13 protein-coding genes and 2 pseudogenes are annotated in these 14,262 nt (G+C 72.8%); 9 read left to right on the top strand and 6 right to left on the bottom strand.

What is annotated here, in order from left to right; translation table 11 throughout:
- Positions 1-91 precede the first annotated feature (91 nt).
- Entirely contained in the window at positions 92-538 is a 447-nt protein-coding gene (locus ACIQWR_RS21560; protein ID WP_404012042.1) for a DUF2000 family protein, read from the top strand.
- A 94-nt stretch (positions 539-632) separates the two neighbouring features.
- Here the strand turns inward: ACIQWR_RS21560 and ACIQWR_RS21555 are convergent, their stop codons facing one another.
- Positions 633-1,523 carry a PhzF family phenazine biosynthesis protein gene (locus tag ACIQWR_RS21555; protein WP_404011813.1) on the bottom strand — a complete coding sequence of 297 codons (891 nt, stop codon included), beginning with the start codon at positions 1,521-1,523 and terminating at the stop codon, positions 633-635.
- A 248-nt stretch (positions 1,524-1,771) separates the two neighbouring features.
- A complete protein-coding gene (locus tag ACIQWR_RS21550; protein ID WP_404011810.1) occupies positions 1,772-2,449 on the bottom strand; it encodes a TetR/AcrR family transcriptional regulator in 678 nt (225 codons plus the stop codon).
- Between the two features lie 138 nt (positions 2,450-2,587).
- Between ACIQWR_RS21550 and ACIQWR_RS21545 the strand changes: the two genes are divergently transcribed.
- A complete protein-coding gene (locus ACIQWR_RS21545; protein ID WP_404011807.1) occupies positions 2,588-3,460 on the top strand; it encodes an SDR family NAD(P)-dependent oxidoreductase in 873 nt (290 codons plus the stop codon).
- Positions 3,461-3,613: 153 nt separating this feature from the next.
- Here the strand turns inward: ACIQWR_RS21545 and ACIQWR_RS21540 are convergent, their stop codons facing one another.
- Complete coding sequence (locus tag ACIQWR_RS21540; protein ID WP_404011805.1) at positions 3,614-4,918, bottom strand: lipase family protein; 1,305 nt, start codon at positions 4,916-4,918, stop codon at positions 3,614-3,616.
- Between the two features lie 299 nt (positions 4,919-5,217).
- On the opposite strand from ACIQWR_RS21540, the gene ACIQWR_RS21535 reads away from it, so the two are divergent.
- Both ACIQWR_RS21535 and ACIQWR_RS21530 read left to right on the top strand, forming a co-directional pair.
- Positions 5,218-6,561, top strand: coding sequence for a PucR family transcriptional regulator (locus ACIQWR_RS21535; RefSeq protein WP_404011803.1), 1,344 nt, complete (start codon positions 5,218-5,220; stop codon positions 6,559-6,561).
- 154 nt (positions 6,562-6,715) lie between these two features.
- Positions 6,716-7,279: a nitroreductase family protein gene (locus ACIQWR_RS21530; RefSeq protein ID WP_404011801.1), complete on the top strand. Its 564-nt coding sequence runs from the start codon at positions 6,716-6,718 to the stop codon at positions 7,277-7,279.
- 61 nt (positions 7,280-7,340) lie between these two features.
- Here the strand turns inward: ACIQWR_RS21530 and ACIQWR_RS21525 are convergent.
- Both ACIQWR_RS21525 and ACIQWR_RS21520 read right to left on the bottom strand, forming a co-directional pair.
- Positions 7,341-8,077 (bottom strand): annotated as a pseudogene (locus ACIQWR_RS21525) (hypothetical protein).
- 66 nt (positions 8,078-8,143) lie between these two features.
- On the bottom strand, positions 8,144-8,317 hold the full coding sequence (locus tag ACIQWR_RS21520) for a LapA family protein (RefSeq protein WP_399261091.1): 174 nt from the start codon (positions 8,315-8,317) through the stop codon (positions 8,144-8,146).
- 306 nt (positions 8,318-8,623) lie between these two features.
- On the opposite strand from ACIQWR_RS21520, the gene ACIQWR_RS21515 reads away from it, so the two are divergent.
- From ACIQWR_RS21515 to ACIQWR_RS21500, 4 genes are all read left to right on the top strand, one after another.
- A complete protein-coding gene (locus ACIQWR_RS21515) occupies positions 8,624-9,550 on the top strand; it encodes an NADP-dependent oxidoreductase (RefSeq protein ID WP_404011798.1) in 927 nt (308 codons plus the stop codon).
- A 177-nt stretch (positions 9,551-9,727) separates the two neighbouring features.
- On the top strand, positions 9,728-10,174 hold the full coding sequence (locus ACIQWR_RS21510; protein WP_404011795.1) for a hypothetical protein: 447 nt from the start codon (positions 9,728-9,730) through the stop codon (positions 10,172-10,174).
- On the top strand, positions 10,171-12,180 hold the full coding sequence (locus ACIQWR_RS21505) for a hypothetical protein (RefSeq protein ID WP_404011793.1): 2,010 nt from the start codon (positions 10,171-10,173) through the stop codon (positions 12,178-12,180). The genes ACIQWR_RS21510 and ACIQWR_RS21505 overlap by 4 nt, the downstream gene beginning before the upstream one ends.
- Before the next feature lie 131 nt (positions 12,181-12,311).
- The gene (locus ACIQWR_RS21500; protein ID WP_404011791.1) at positions 12,312-12,917 is read left to right on the top strand and encodes a DUF2165 domain-containing protein; all 606 of its coding nucleotides are present in this window, start codon (positions 12,312-12,314) and stop codon (positions 12,915-12,917) included.
- A 61-nt stretch (positions 12,918-12,978) separates the two neighbouring features.
- On the opposite strand, the gene ACIQWR_RS21495 is transcribed toward ACIQWR_RS21500, so the two are convergent.
- The gene (locus ACIQWR_RS21495; protein ID WP_404011789.1) at positions 12,979-13,899 is read right to left on the bottom strand and encodes a cobalamin-binding protein; all 921 of its coding nucleotides are present in this window, start codon (positions 13,897-13,899) and stop codon (positions 12,979-12,981) included.
- A 201-nt stretch (positions 13,900-14,100) separates the two neighbouring features.
- Here ACIQWR_RS21495 and ACIQWR_RS21490 point away from each other — a divergent pair.
- Positions 14,101-14,217 (top strand): annotated as a pseudogene (locus tag ACIQWR_RS21490) (HAD family hydrolase); the annotation flags it as partial.
- Between the last annotated feature and the right edge of the window lie 45 nt (positions 14,218-14,262).

The raw sequence follows: 14,262 nt of genomic DNA, 5'->3' as shown, positions 1-14,262 counted from the left end.
GAACAGCGGGAACGACGGAAGCGGGGAGAACGGCGAGAGCGAGGGCAGCGGGAGCAGCTGGGACGGCGGGGAGAACGGCGGGCAGGTCAGCGTGGGCGGCGGCGTGGGCGGCGGCGCGGACGGGCCCGTGCGCTTCGACACCAAGATCGCGGTGCTGCTGCGCGACGACCTGGAGACGTGGCAGCGGCTGAACGTCACGGCCTTCCTCGTCAGCGGGCTCGGAACGGTCCTGCCCGAGGTGGTCGGCGAGCCGTACCGGGACGCCGACGGCAGCTCCTACCTGCCGATGTTCCGCCAGCCCGTGCTGGTCTTCGAAGGCGGGAAGGAGGCGGTCACGGCGGCGCACGAGAGGGCGCTGCGCCGTGGGTTGCCGACCGCGGTGTTCACGTCGGACCTGTTCGCCACGGGCCACGACCGGGCGAACCGGGCAGCGGTGGCGGCGGTGCGCAAGGACCAGCTCGACCTGGTCGGGATCGCCGTCCACGGGCCGCGCAACTCCGTGGACAAGGTCCTCAAGGGCTCCCGCATGCACGGGTGAGGGCCTGTGGTCATCGGTACACGGGCGCCATGGACGCCGGTACGAGGTGGTGCGGGGAGGGGTGGGGTGCTGTGGACCCGCCCGTACCGTCCGGTCAGGGCAGCTCCGCCAGTTGCCCCTCGCCGACGATCGCCACGGAGCCTCCGACCTCCACGGTGTGGACGGATCCTCCGTCGCCGTGTGCGCTGATGGTCATTTCGCTCGGCCGGCCGGTGAAGCGGCCCTGCCGTAGCAGGGTGGGCACTCCGTCGCCGATGCGGCCGTGGCGGCGCAGGTACGCGGCGGCGCAGCCCGCCCCGCTACCGGTGGCCGTGTCCTCGAGGAGACCGTCGTTGGTCCAGTGCCGTCCCTCCATGGCGCCGGCGTCGAGGAGGTAGGCGAATTCGGCCCCCAGGCGGGACAGCGGACCGTCGAGCGCAGTGGCGACGCGGGCGCGCGCCAGGGCGTCACCCCGTACGGGCAGCACCAGGTAGCGCAGGCCGGTGGACACCGTCCGCGGGGGCAGGTCCGGGTCCAGGTCGTGCGGGTCGAGGGAGAACCAGGAGGCGATCTCCGCGGTGGTCGTGGCGTCCGTGCCGTGCGGGCGGCCGGCGAACTCGGCAGGTCCCTGGTCCAGGGTGCTCTCGTAGCGCCGTGGTCCGCTGCGGCGGGTGGCCACGCGTACCGTGCGGGCGGTCAGCCGGAGGGCCCACGCGGCCTCCTGGCCGGTGGCGCCGCGCGCGTCCTCCAGCGCGTGCAGCACGCTCGCGGCGCCGATGAGGGGGTGCCCCGCGAAGTCGAGTTCACCCGCGAGGTCGAAGACCCGCGCCCGGTGGGTCCGCGGTCGTGCGGGGTCCTGCGTCAGGAACACCGACTCGAAGTGCCGCAGTTCCCTGGTGATGGCCAGCATCTGTGCGGCGGTGAGTCCTTGGGCCTCGGGGAAGACGGCCAGGCTGTTCCCCGTGTAGGGGCGACCGGCGAAGACGTCGACGTGGAGGTAGCGCACGGAGTGCTCCTTGAGCGGGACGGGCGGGGCGGGGCGGGGATGCACGGGCACGGGTGAGGTGCGATTCGGCGTGTCGGCCGTCGCGGGCGTCAGGTTCGCGCTGTCCCCGCTCCTGGAGACGCTCACCGGCTTCGCCGCCCTCGCGGATCCGGGACGCTACGCCGTGCACCTGCCGGGCCCGCCTCGGTGCGGGGGCTACGGGCCGACCGGACGCCCGGCATCGCTCGCCGTCTGCTGTGCGGCGGTGGCTACTCGGCGGCCTGGGGCACGGTGGGACGCAGGCCGTGGAGGGCGTTGTCGACGAGGGCGTCCGTGTACTCGGGGGTGAGCGGTCCGGTGCGCAGCAGCCAGCGGTTGAGCAGCGGGCCCCAGATGGCGTCGATGGCGAGGTCGAGGTCTACGTCGGGGGCGAGTTGGCCGGCCCGCTGGGCGGCCTCTAGGCGGCGGCGCTTGAGCGCGCGGACGGGTTCGTCGAGGTGCTCGGCGTACTGGGCGGCGAGTTCGGGATCGCCGGCGACCTCGATGGTCAGCGCGCGCATGGGTTCCGCGATGCGGGGGTCGCGGAATTCGGCGAGGGTCTCGCGCAGCACGACCTTGAGGTCCGCCGCCAAGTCTCCGGTGTCCGGCAGCCCGGCCGCGGGGTCCTCCCCGCGGCTCTCGTCGTGACCTGTGCCGTGGCCTGCGCCGTGACCTGTGCCGTGGCTTTCGCTGAGCATGCGGAACGCGTCGAAGAGAACGGCGCCCTTGCTGGGCCACCAGCGGTAGATGGTCTGCTTGCCGACTCCGGCGCGGGTGGCGATGGCCTCGATGTTGAGCTTGCCGTAGCCGAGCTCTCCGGCGAGGTCGAAGGCGGCGGTGAGGATCGCTCGGCGGGAGGCCTCGCTGCGCCGGGCGGCGTTGGGGGCCTTGGACGGCGGAGTAGTCATGGGGGAACCCTACCCAATTCAAGAGACGAGACGATCCGTCTTGCGTCACCCGCTCCGCGTGTGCCATGCTGACACTCGTGCGAGACGGACCGTCTCGTCTCAGGTTGGCCCGGTTCCACGAGAGAGAATGAGGTAGTCATGACCACCACCGCAGCATCGGTCGGCCCGCGCAGCGACGGACCGCGGACCTGGTTCGTCACCGGCGCCAGCCGGGGCCTGGGACGCGCGTTCGCGGAGGCCGCCCTCGCCGCCGGCGACCGGGTGGCGGCCGTCGCCCGTACGACCGCCGCCCTGGACGAACTGGCAGCGGCCCACCCCGGCCGCGTCCTGCCGCTGACCGCGGACGTCACCGACCGGGCCGCCGCCTTCACCGCGGTCGAAGCGGCCGCCGACCACTTCGGGCGGCTCGACATCGTCGTCAACAACGCCGGCACGCTGTCGACCGGCATGGTCGAGGAGTTCACCGAGGCCGAGGCCCGGGCGCAGATGGAGGTGAACTTCTTCGGCGCCCTCTGGGTCAGCCAAGCGGCCATGGCGCTGCTGCGCACCCAGGGCGGCGGTCACATCGTCCAGATCTCCAGCATCGGAGGCATCTCGGGCTTCACGACCACCGGCCTCTACAGCGCGAGCAAGTTCGCCCTCGAAGGCATGAGCGAGGCCCTGGCCATGGAAGGCGCCCCGTTCGGCGTGAAGGTCAGCATCGTGCAGCCGGGCGGCTACTGGACCGACCTGTACGCAGCCATGCGCGCCACCACGCCGATGGCGGCCTACGCCCCGCTGCGGGCCGAGCTGGAGAAGCAGTGGGCCGAGGGATCGATCGACAGCGAACCGCGGCTGGCCGCCGAGGCACTCCTGAAACTGGTCGCCGCCGAGGAACCGCCGATACGCATGGTCCTCGGGAGCATGGTGTACGACCTCGCCGTCGACGTCGCGGAACGCCGCAAGGCGACCTACTCCGGCTGGGAGCAGGTCAGCCGCGCGGCGGAGAAGGCGACGCCCGCGCCGGCCTAGGGCCTGTCGTCCGCCCTGGACTTATGCCCCGCGCCGAAGGGGGCGGAGTCGGCCACTGCTCGTGCTCAGGTGGCTCGGGACACGTCGGCGGCGCCGGCGTCCCGTGGGTGTACGAGCCGTCGGCGCCGTCGGGCAGCAGGGGGCCGCTGCGGATCACGACCGCGGAGCGGGCTCCTCCGGGGCGAGGGAGTTGCCGCTGGCGATCCGGCCGCAGTCGGACGGCGCCGTCCGGCCGGCGAAGCGGTCGCCCAGCCAGCCCAGTGCGGCGGGGGCCCAGGCCAGGGTCGCGCCCGTGTGGCTGAGCAGCTCGTACTGGTTGTACTTGACGGCGGAGCTGCCGGTGGCGCAGTACTGCCGAGCGAGCGAGCGCACGTCGCCGGCGACCATCACGCCGTCGCCCGTGCCGATGCCCGGGCGGTTGCTGAAGGTGCCCTCGAAGACGCCTCCGTTGCCCTGGCCGATGAAGCCCGGGACGGACGGGGTGGCGGCCGAGCCGAGGTTGAGCTTGTTCATCGCCGTCAGGAAGGCGGGGATCGAGTTGGGGTCGGCGTACTCCGGCTTAGCCATCTTCTTCCAGGTCAGACCCGGGTAGTGGCCGAGGGCGTTGATGATCGATCCGCGCTCCAGGTCCTTGTAGACGCTCAGACCGTAGCTGTTGAGGTAGCTCTTGAGGTCGATGCCGTACGAACGGGAGACGCCGATGACGGCCATCGGGATGACGCCGGACCACGCCAGCGAGCCGTCGACGTACTTCAGGTTGTGCGCCGGGTCCACGAGGAGGCCGCCCTCGGCGTAGCCGACCAGTCGACGGTTCACGTCCGGCGCGTAGCTCGGCGCGAGCGCGGCGGCCCAGTTGGTGGCGATCGCGCCGCCCGAGTAGCCGAGGAGGCCGAACGACGTGGTGGAGTCCAGGCCGGTCTCGGCCGCCCTCGTCGCGGCGCGGATCGAGTCCAGGGTGTTCGTCCCGTACTCCGGTCCGGCGGCGAAGTTCGCCTGCTGTCCCTCGGTGTCCGGGATGACGAGGTTGTAGCCCTGCAGCAGCAGCGGCGCCATGAAGAGGGCCTCCGCATTGGGGATGGCGCCGCCCAGGGTGACGCCGCCGGCGATCGCGCGGGAGGGGCTGTCCTGCGGGTTCAGCGAATCGTAGAACGACTGGTAGGAGACCGCCTTGCTGCTGTCGCCCGTCAGACTGCGCACCACCGTGGTCACGTTGGCGGCCGGGCGGCCCTGGGCGTCGGTGGTGCGGTAGAGCAGCTGGATCGCCTTGAGCGGCGTGGGAATGCCAACGATGTGGTACGGCAGGGTCCGTGTCTTCAGCACGGCGCCCGGCGCGAACGTCGACAGCGGCTCGCTGCCGCCGTAGCTGTAGAACGGGTCGCTCGCCGAGGCTGCCGCAGCTGCCGGCGCGGCGGCCGGCGGCGTGGCTGCGACGGCGGTGGCGGCGGGTGCGGTGGCCATGGCTGCAGCGGCTGCGACAGCGACGGATATCAGGCGAACGGCCGTCTTCGACATGCGTTCCTCGAATCCTGGGTGGGGGGTCCGACGCAGCCGCATGGGGTCCGGTGCGCGCCGCGTCGGGCCGGGGTGGGCGGTCCCCGGCAAGGAGATGCGGTGAACGATGCGGCCGAGGTCCTGCCACATCTGGCCATGCACCGGCCAGTCGTGTTACCAACCAGTAAGTGATGTCCCGGAAACATCATGGGGCCGGTACGCGGCCGGGTCTCCGGGGTGGGGAACAAAGATGTGCGAGGTGGATTGTGACCGGATCCAACGGGGTGGAACGGGAGCGGGGCCGTGACCGGGAACGGGACAGAGTGCCGCGGTTCGGCGGTGTGCCGGTCCACAAGCGGCTCCAGGACGCGGCCGGAGCGCTCGAACGCGCCGTGATGGTCAGGCTGGTCGAGCGGCTCCCCGTATACGGGACGCTCCCGGCGGAGCAGCTCGGCGGCGACATCGCCAAGCAGGTGACCCACGGCATACGGGGGTTCGCGGCGGTCCTGCGCACCGGAGAGATGCTCGGGCAGGCCGAGGCGGCGGTCATCCGCGAGTCGTCGGCCAGGCGCGCCGACGAGGGCGTGCCGCTGGAGGCCGTGGTCGGTGCCTACCACCTCGGTGCGGAGGAATGCGCGGCCCGGGTCTTCCCGGCGGCCGAGCCGGGCGACTTGGCCGACGTCCTACTGGTGCAGCGCCAAATGCTCGCGTACTTGCGGTTGGTGAGCTGTGAAGTGGCCGCGGGGTACGTGCAGGAGCGGCAGACGGCCCTCAGCGACGAGCAGGTCGCGCGGCAGTCGCTGCTGTCCCGTCTGCTGGAGGGCGGCAGCCCCCAGGGCGCGGCGGACCGGGCCGGCATCCGGCTGCCGGCCTGCTACCTGGTGCTGAGCATCGCGGTGGGGCCGCACCCCGACGAGCTGGTGCCCGGCGTGAACCACTCGGTCGCCGCCCGCCGCAAGCTGCGGCGACTGCGCAACGAGATCCAGCGCCAGACGACGGGCGTTCCGCTCTCGGTGCTGTCCGGCCGCGGTGGGACGGTGCTCATCCCGTACGAGGCTCCGCCGGCCGAATCCGGCCAGCTGGACCGGGCGTGGCTGTCCCGGCTGGTCGAGCAGCTCGGCCGGATGTGCGGCGCCGAGCTGCTGGCCGCAGCGACCGCCGCGGCGCCGGAGGGGGTCGCGGAGGCCGCCCGGCTGGCCGGGGAGGTGCGGGCGGTGGCGGAGGCGTCCGGCCGGGGGCCCGGTTTGTACCTGCTCGACGACGTGCTGCTGGAATACCAGTTGAGCCGCCCGAGCCCGGCCAGGGCGGGGCTGGCAGCACTGCTCGACCCGTTGGACGCCCGCCCGGAGCTGCTCGACACGCTGCGCGTCTTCCTGGCTCGGGGGCTCGATCGCCGCCGGGCCGCCGCCCGGCTCCAGGTGCACCCGAACACGGTCGACTATCGGCTGCGCAAGGCCACCGAGCTCACCGGGCTGGACGCCTCCCGGGGCGCGGACATCCTGACCCTGCGTGCCTCCCTCGCCGCCCACGACGCCGTCCAGCAGGCCGAGCTGGACGCGGGTCGGGCCGGGACGCCCCGGCCGCCGAACTGGTGGTCGGCCCGGACCTAGCCCTCCAGCAGCGCCTCGGACGGGACCGGTCGCGGCGAGACACCCCGTTTCGGGCCTGGTCGGGCCTGGTCGGGGCGTGCGGTATTTCGCGGGTTCGTACGCACTCGCGCGCCGGGCGGAAATGAATCGCTCGGGGCGGCTGTTGGTGATGATCATGTCTGATGCTCATCAGTGGTCCGGTCGGGTCCACCCGCTGCTGGCCGATCGGTTCAGCCCGTACGCCTTCGATCCGGCCGGTGTCGTGCCGGACGAGGCCTTGGAACTGCTCCTGGAAGCGGCCAGGTGGTCCCCCTCCGCGGGCAACTCCCAGCCCTGGGGGTTCCTGATGGCCAGGCCCGGGGAGCCGGAGTACAAGCGGGTGGTGCCCCACCTGGCGCCCAGCTCCGCGCGGTGGGCCAAGGACGCGGGGTTGTTGGTCGTGGCGCTGACGCGCCGGCATGTCGACGGGACCGGGTTGGTCTACTCCGAGTTCGCCGACTACGACCTCGGGCAGGCAGTGGCCCACTTGAGCCTCCAGGCCCAGGCCATGGGGCTGTCCACCCACCAGTTCCGCGCCTTCGACCTCGAAGCGCTCACCGAAGAACTCCGGCCGAACCCCGGATGGGAGATCGTCGCGATGGCCGCGATAGGCAAGGCCGCCGACGCGCCTGCGAGCACGCGGGCACGGCGCAGTACGGACGATCTGTGTTCCGCCCCGTGGGCCGCGACCGCGCGCTGACGGACGGGTCGGCCCGCAGCGTCGGATCCCCGGCGACACCCCCGGCACCCCGCTCGCGCGGCTACTGGCTCGGCGCACCGCCGATCAGGTAGTCCACCCGGCGCCGCAGGCCGCTCCAGCGCCGGTCGTGGTGGTAGGCCCGCTTGATGGCCCGGGCCCGGACCTTGTGCCGGCCCCCGTAGAAGCGCCGGGCCCACGGTGACACGGGCCGGGCCAGCCGGACGGCGGCGACCAGGGCGATCACCGGGACCACCACCCGAGTACGGCCATCCGTGGCTTCCCCTTGTACATGGCGACGACCGACAGCAGCAGGTTGCCCACCACCGTGCTCATCACCGTCAGCCGGCTGCGCTCCTCCTCGGGCGAGAGCCCGTCCACTCCCAGCGGCAGGAACCCGCAGAGCAGCAGCGCCGCCAGCGCCGAGGTCATGATCACCACCTCGATGCTGATCGTGCCCTGCTTGGTCCAGTAGACGTCGCTCAGGTGCAGGATCAGTGCGAACTCGTCCAGGACGAGACCCGTTCCCATGCCGAACACCACCGCTGCCAGCGCAGCCCCCCACCCCGTCCGGCCGGCCGCGCTGCCGGTGAAACCCCCCACGGTCATCAGGATCACCCCCGGGACGGCGTGGTGGACGTGCAGGCCGCCGGGAGTGACGTTACGGAACGGCCCCTTCCCCGCCCTGATCATTCGGGTGATGACCCGGGTGACGGCGAAGGTGAGGACGAACGCCGACAGCGCCAGGAACAGCGGCAGCTTCCCCGGCTCGACGATGTTGCGGTACCACCAGTCACCCATGCCGTCGCCCTTCCCGGCCCTGCCCCGACCCGTGCGACCGCCGCCGCGCGCATCCGGGGCCGACGGCTACTTGCCGCGGCGTCCGAGCAGCCATGCCGTCGCGGCTCCCGCCAGGAAGGTGACGGCGAGCACGAACCACATCGGTGCGTCGACCCACGGGATCCAGAAGTGGATCCGCGCCGTGCGCGTGTTGATCAGCACGAACCAGACGGCCAGTCCCGCGAGTACCAGGCCTGCCACCAGCCGTGGAGACAGAGCCGGCCGCGATCGGGAACCATCGGCGCGCCGGGTCGATTTCGTCCGGGCCATCGAACACTCCGTCCTCCGAGGAACACCGACCGGCGCGAACCAGCACCCGACAGCACCTGACAGCACGCGCCGGCTCCCCCCACTCTCACCCGCACAGGCCGCCACCGCACCTCCATCCCCGCCCGGCGGCCGGGCCGATCTCGCCGGAGCCAGGAATGGGCGACCGGCATTCCGGGTTCACGGGATGGCTCGCCGGGGCCCGCCCGGACAGAACACCCGCAGAGAGAAGACGTGCCGATGCGTGCTGTCATCCTGTCCGAATACGGTGGTTCCGACGTGCTCCGAGTCGCCGAGGTGCCGACCCCCGAGCCGGGTGACGGTCAGATCCGCGTCCGGGTCTCGGCAGCCGCCTTGAACCCCGCCGACGCCTTGATCCGTTCCGGCGCCCTCGCCTCCCGCGTCCCCGCGCGGGACCACTACGTTCCCGGTCTCGACGTGGCGGGGACCGTCGACGCCCTGGGCAGCGGCGTCCGCGACTTCGCGGTCGGCGACGCCGTGATCGGCCTGTCCGACTGGCCCGAGACCCAGGCCGGCACCCATGCCGAGTACGTCGTCCTGCCCGCCACCGCCGTCACCACCGCACCGAGGCGCGCGACCCCGGTGCAGGCGGCAACACTCGCGCTGAACGGACTCACCGCCTGGCAGGCATTGGACCTGCTCGCCCCGACCGAAGGCGACACGGTGGCGGTCACCGGCGCCGCGGGCGCCGTCGGCGGTTATCTCGTCGAGCTGGCGGTCACGCGCGGCCTGCGCGTCGTCGCCGTCGCAGGGCCCCGGGACGAGGAACTGGTACGAGGGTTCGGCGCCGACCTCTTCGTACCGCGCTCCGAGGACCCCACCGCGGCGATCCGCACCGCCGTCCCCGGCGGAGTGGCCGGGCTGATCGACACCGCGGCCTTGGGCGGGTCGGTGATCGGAGCGGTGGGAGACGGCGGGGCGTTCGTCAGTGTCCTCGGCGCGGGCCCGGCGGCGGAGCGCGGAATCCGCGTGTCCCAGGTCCGCGTGCACAGCGACGCCGAGCAACTCGCCGCACTGGCCCGGCTCGCGGACGCCGGCCGGGTGAGCCTGCGGGTGGACCGGACGATGCCGTTCTCGGAGGCGGGCGCGGCTCACGACGCGCTGGCCTCGCGCGGCTTGCGCGGGCGCATCGTGCTCGTACCGTGAGCGGCCGCCCCACTTGCGTAACAGAGGGTCCCATGACCCTCGCGGAGAGTGGCGGCTGACCTAGTCTGGGCCCTGCCGAGGTCGACGAGCGGGGCCCACTCGGGGAGTCGACGGCGGTAGGACCATCTGGTTCGCGTGCGGGAGGACCCGCACCCGATGGGGGGATGAGACATCGCCATGGACTGGCTTCACGATGTCCCGGAGTTGGCGGCGTTCTGCGGCACCACGGTGCTCACGGCGGCGCTGACCCACGGCTACAACGCCGGCGCGCTCCGGTTCACCCGGCTTCTCGGCCGGGGCGACAGCGGGCGGCAGAGCGAGGTCGAGGCGGGCCTGGAGGAGACCGTCGCCGCGCTGGACGCGGCCCTGGACGACGACGAGCGGGAGCGGGTGCGCGCGGACCACTTGCGGAGGTGGACCGCCGAGTTCGCCGAGGCACTGGCAGGCATGGATCCCGCCGAGCGCGGCCGGGTGGCCGCCGAAGCACGTGCACTGGCAAAGGAGTTGGTGGCCGGCGACGGCTCTGCGGGGGCGGGCGTGATCAACAACTTTCACGGCGGTTCCCCCGTGGTCCTGAACGGCGCGAACAGCCGTGCCGTGATCAACTTCGGGACGGCCGGGTGATCAACGATTTCTTCGGGCCCGCGGTCGTCCTGAACGGCAGGGGCAGTCGGGCCGAGATCCACCACACGACCGTCGCGATCACCGAGAACGACCTGGACCGGGCCGCCAACGAGCTGGCCGACGCCGTGGGCAGGCACTGGTACGCGGAGGCGGACAGCCGGGGACTGCTCAAGAGGCAGGTGCCCGTGCACTGGCGGGTGAGCCGGCGCCGGCTCACGACCAGGGTCGCCGCCGCGACGGCCGAGCGGGGTACGCCGAGGTTCCCGCCGCTGCCCGGGGTCGTCCCGGTGACCGAGGAGGACCTGGATGCGGGCGGCGACCTCACCGATCTGCACCGGGTGTACGGCGGGCTGGCCTCGGGGCGCCTGATGATCGTCGGACCCGCCGCGGCCGGCAAGACGTCCGCCGCGGTCGTGCTGCTCCGAGCCGCCCTGCACCACCGCGCGGACCCGGCGGTGGCGCCGTACACGTCGGGGATCCCGGTGCCGGTGCTGGTGACGCTGGACGGTTGGGCGCCGGACGACCAGAGGAGGGACGTGGTCGACTGGGCGGTCGAGCGGCTCTCCCGCTTGCACAAGGGGCACCGGCATCTGCGCCAGTTGCTGGCCACGGGCCGCATCGCGCTGTTCCTCGACGGTTTCGACGAGGTCCACGAGGAGGTACGGCCCCTGGCGGTGGCCGCGTTGGAGTCCGCGCCCTTCCGGGTCGTCCTCGTCTCCCGCACCGAGGAGGCCGCGGACACGGCCGAGCGGGAGCTGCCGGCCGGCGCCGTCGCCCTGGAGCTCGAACCGGTGCGGCCCGCCGACGCCGCCTCGTACCTGCTCGACTCGCTCTACGACCCGGCGCCCGCGGCCTGGCGGGAGCTCGTCCGGCAGATCCGGGAGGAGCCGGACGGCGCGGTGGCCCGGGCGCTGGACGATCCCCTGACGGTGAGTCTGCTGGCGGAGGTATACGCGCCTCGCGGCCCGGTCGAGGAGCTGTTCGGCCTGACCGGTCCCGACGCCGTCCGCGACCACCTGCTCGATCACGCGGTCGCCGCGGCCTATACGCGAGGGCCGCGGCCCCCTGGATGCCGCCCCTACCGCCCCGAGACGGCCGAACGGACGCTGCGGCATCTCGCCGCGCGGCTCACCGAGGACGGCGCCGCCGCACTGCACTGGTGGCGGATCCCGTCCTGGCCCGGGCGGCGATCGAGGGTGTGGATCACGGGGGCCGCCGTCACCGTGGTGTACCTGACGGTCGTCCTCCTCACCCTCGCACCGTGGATCGGACCGCTCTGGGCCGTAGTCGCCGCACTCATGGGGTGGACCCTCGGCACTCTCGACGCCGGCATCCGCATGTCCCGGCTCCACCATCAGCAGCGGCTGACCAGCGCAGGCTGGCGGGACGTGCTGCCCCTCCTCGCGATCGTGGGCGGTCTGTTCGACGGGATCACGACGACCGGTCTGACCTGGCTCCTCCTGCGCTTCGCCGGGCAGCCGCAAAGCCTGCTGCTGTGCTGCTCGTTGGGGCTGCCGTACGGCTTCGGCGGCGCACTGTTGCGGGGGCGTGCCGCGGACCTGGTGGCCAGGACGATCGTGGCGCCGTTCCGGTTGACCCGCTCCGCCCGCGCCATGATCCCGGAGCTGGAAACGGAGACGAGGGTCCTCGGTCCCAGGGACGTCTGGCGGCACCACACGCGGATGCTGTTCCCCCTCGGGCTCCTGGCGGGCGGCGCCGTGGGCCTGTACGCAGGAGGGGTGGCCGCCATGTCGAACGGAGCCGGTTTCGGTCTCGCCCTCGGTGTGGTCGTGGGCAGCGGCCACGCCCTCGCGGCCGGCGTCCTGAGCAACGCGGCGGTCGCCACCGCCCTCACCGCCGTACAACTCTCCGTCCGCGAAGGCACACCCCTGCGCCTGATGACCTTCCTCGACGACGCGCACCGGCGCGGGCTCCTCCGAGCGAACGGGCCCGCCTACGAGTTCCGGCACGTCCGGCTCCAGGAGCGGCTGGCCCGTCGGCCGTAGCGACCGGCCGTAGCGACCGGTCGTAGTGACCGGTCGTCATCCTGGTTCCGCAGGTTCAGCGGTGGTGCGGCGCGCCGCCGAGACCGTGGGAGATCCGGAGCCGGGACCGCGGCCGCGGATAGGGTGCGGGCATGGACATCTCCGGGCGGCCGGGCACCGGCGACAGAGCGGGGCGGGGCTCCTCATCGTCCCGGCCGGGCGGGGCGGCCGATCGCCTGTTGCGGCTCGGCCGGCTGCCGGTGGCCGTCATGGTCCTGACAGGTCTCCTCGCCGCGTACATGGCGCTCGTGGCCTTCGGCAACATCACCGACTTCGGCTCCAACCGTGCGTTCGTCCAGCACGTGCTCGCCATGGACACGACGTTCCGGGACCCGGACCTCATGTGGCGGGCCGTCGGTTCACCGACGCTGGTGTACCTCGCCTACGTGGGGATCATCGTCTGGGAGGTCCTCACCGCCGCGGTGCTCACCACCGCGACGGTGCTGCACGGCCGGGGTCTGCGTTCGGGGCTCCATGAACGTGCCCGGCGGGCGACGACGCTCGGGCTGCTCATGCTGATGCTGCTGTTCGGCCTCGGCTTCCTCGTCATCGGCGGCGAGTGGTTCGCGATGTGGCAGTCCACCAAGTGGAACGGGCTGGAGCCCGCCGGGCGCAACTTCACCCTGGCGGGGATCGTGCTCCTGCTGGTCCACCTGCCGTCGCGGCAGTGGGGGCCCACGGAGGGCTCCGAGGCGTAGGCGGCCCGGTGTCCTCCCGCCGCACGGCCGTTCGCCGCGGGGCTCGGGCACGGGGTGGCCGTCAGGCCCGGCCCAGCCGGCGTGCTTCCGACTCCGTCACCGGGTCCCCGGACCGCACTCCGTGGAGGACGTGGGCGAGCACCTCGGCTCCTCGGACCACACGGGGGCCCGGCCGGTTGAAGTACGCGGGCCCGTCCAGGACCCATACGTCTCCGGCCCGGACCGCGGGCAACTCGCCCCAGCCGGGCAGCGAGGTGAGCAGATCGATCTCCGCCAGGGTCCGTTCGGGCGGGAACCCGCAGGGCAGGACGAGCAGCACGTCCGGGCGCGCCTCCCGCACCGCCTCCCAGGTCATCGGCTTGGTGTGCTCGCCGGGCGCGGCCATCAGCGGGTCCCCGCCCGCAGCGGCGATCTGCTCGGGTACCCAATGGCCGGCGGGCCAGAGCGGATCGAGCCACTCGACGGCGACGACCCGGGGCCGGGGCCGGCCGCGCGTACGGCGTCGGACGTCGTCGAGTCGGCCTCGCAGCTCCGCGCGCCGCCGAACGGCCGTTTCGCGCACGCCCAGCAGTTCGCCGACGGTGACCAGACAGTCGAGGACGTCGTCCAGGGTGCGGGGCTCCAAGCTCAGCACGCGGGGTCCCGCGTCCATGAGGCGCACCGCCCGGGAGACGCCTTCGTAGGACACCGCGCAGACCTCGCACAGGTCCTGGGTGAGCAGGACGTCGGGCGCGAGCGCGGCGAGTGCCTCCGTGTCGAGGGTGTAGAGCGAGGACCCGCTGTGCGCCGCGCCACCGACAGCGTCGGAGATCTCCCGGCTGCTGAGTTCGTCGGCGTCGAATTCCGCTCGGGTGACGACCGGAACGGTGGCGACTTCGGCGGGCGGCCAGTCGCATTCGTGAGTGCGTCCGACCAGGTCGGAGACGAGTCCGAGGTCCGCCACGATGTCCGTGGCCGCGGGGAGCAGAGAGACGATGCGCATGCTCCGACTGTAGGCGCGACCACCGATGTTCCCTACGCGGTTCCTCTTCCGGTGCCCCCGTGTGGACCACGGGCGGACGGAGTGCGGGACGGGCCGAGATCGTTCGGGGACCCGTGCGCAGCGACCGTACCGTCTCCCCGCGCACCACGGACGTCCTCGCCGCCGCCGTCGCCGTCGCCGCGGGGGCCAGGCACGTCGGCCTGGGCGGGCCGCTCGGTCGCCATGGCCGATGCCCACGACAGCCTCAAGGCGGTCGCCGACGAGATCACCACCGGGAACGACCAGGACGGCGTGGCCGTGATCCTGGAGCGACACCTCGCGCACCCGACCCGCACCGCCGCCCGAGACCGCGAGGCGTTTCCC

Origin of the sequence: Streptomyces sp. NPDC098789, assembly GCF_044759975.1 — a bacterium.
GTDB lineage: Bacteria > Actinomycetota > Actinomycetes > Streptomycetales > Streptomycetaceae > Streptomyces.
The sequence above is the reverse complement of the archived record's forward strand: the minus strand, read 5'-3'. Positions and strand labels throughout refer to the sequence as shown.

What these genes read in the sequence shown, in the direction of transcription:
- ACIQWR_RS21530 (WP_404011801.1), top strand. Translation starts at nt 6,716, where the DNA reads ATGTCTGATGCTCATCAGTGGTCCGGTCGGGTCCACCCGCTGCTGGCC.
- ACIQWR_RS21540 (WP_404011805.1), bottom strand. Translation starts at nt 4,918, where the DNA reads ATGGCCACCGCACCCGCCGCCACCGCCGTCGCAGCCACGCCGCCGGCC.
- ACIQWR_RS21550 (WP_404011810.1), bottom strand. Translation starts at nt 2,449, where the DNA reads ATGACTACTCCGCCGTCCAAGGCCCCCAACGCCGCCCGGCGCAGCGAG.
- ACIQWR_RS21510 (WP_404011795.1), top strand. Translation starts at nt 9,728, where the DNA reads ATGGACTGGCTTCACGATGTCCCGGAGTTGGCGGCGTTCTGCGGCACC.
- ACIQWR_RS21545 (WP_404011807.1), top strand. Translation starts at nt 2,588, where the DNA reads ATGACCACCACCGCAGCATCGGTCGGCCCGCGCAGCGACGGACCGCGG.
- ACIQWR_RS21500 (WP_404011791.1), top strand. Translation starts at nt 12,312, where the DNA reads ATGGACATCTCCGGGCGGCCGGGCACCGGCGACAGAGCGGGGCGGGGC.
- ACIQWR_RS21495 (WP_404011789.1), bottom strand. Translation starts at nt 13,899, where the DNA reads ATGCGCATCGTCTCTCTGCTCCCCGCGGCCACGGACATCGTGGCGGAC.
- ACIQWR_RS21515 (WP_404011798.1), top strand. Translation starts at nt 8,624, where the DNA reads ATGCGTGCTGTCATCCTGTCCGAATACGGTGGTTCCGACGTGCTCCGA.